1 pseudogene is annotated in these 595 nt (G+C 61.5%); it reads right to left on the bottom strand.

Annotation, left to right across the window (positions count from 1 at the left end):
• Positions 1–553, bottom strand: a pseudogene (locus XARJCFBP2528_RS24485) (IS3-like element IS1403 family transposase); the annotation flags it as partial.
• Between the last annotated feature and the right edge of the window lie 42 nt (positions 554–595).

Below are 595 nucleotides of genomic sequence, written 5' to 3'. Positions count from 1 at the left end.
TTGCGCTTGCGCCGTCGGACCTGTAGCTGCTGTTCGCGGTACAACCGCTCCACGCGTTTGTAGTTCACGATGCGCCCTTCCTGTCGCAGTTTGAGATAGATCATCCCCACGCCATAGCGACGATGGCGATGCGCCAGCGCAAGAATGCGCTCGCGCAGTTCGCCGTTGCGGTCTTGGCGTGGGCAATAGCGCAGCGCGCTGGCGCTCATGCCGATCACTGCCAGCGCACGACGCTCGCTGGCACCACGCCCGATCCACTCGCGCACCAGCATACGACGCGCCGGTGCGCTCACCACTTTTTTCGCAACGCATCCTTGATCAGGTCGTTCTCGAACAACTGCTCGGCCAGCAACTTCTTCAGCCGCGCGTTCTCGGCCTCAAGGTCCTTGAGCCGCTTGGCATCGGGCACGCTCATGCCGCCGAACTTGCTACGCCACAGATAGTACGAGGCCTCGCTGAAGCCATGGCGCCGGCACAGATCCTTGATCGCCACGCCGCCTTCGGCTTCGCGCAGGAAGCCGATGATCTGCTCTTCGGTAAAACGCTTCTTCACGTCCAATCTCCTTGGGGTAGGGAATTGGACTCCAAACTGAGG

Origin of the sequence: Xanthomonas arboricola pv. juglandis (genome assembly GCF_001013475.1) — a bacterium.
Taxonomy (GTDB): Bacteria; Pseudomonadota; Gammaproteobacteria; order Xanthomonadales; family Xanthomonadaceae; genus Xanthomonas; species Xanthomonas arboricola.
This window is presented reverse-complemented; position numbering and strand designations above follow the sequence as displayed.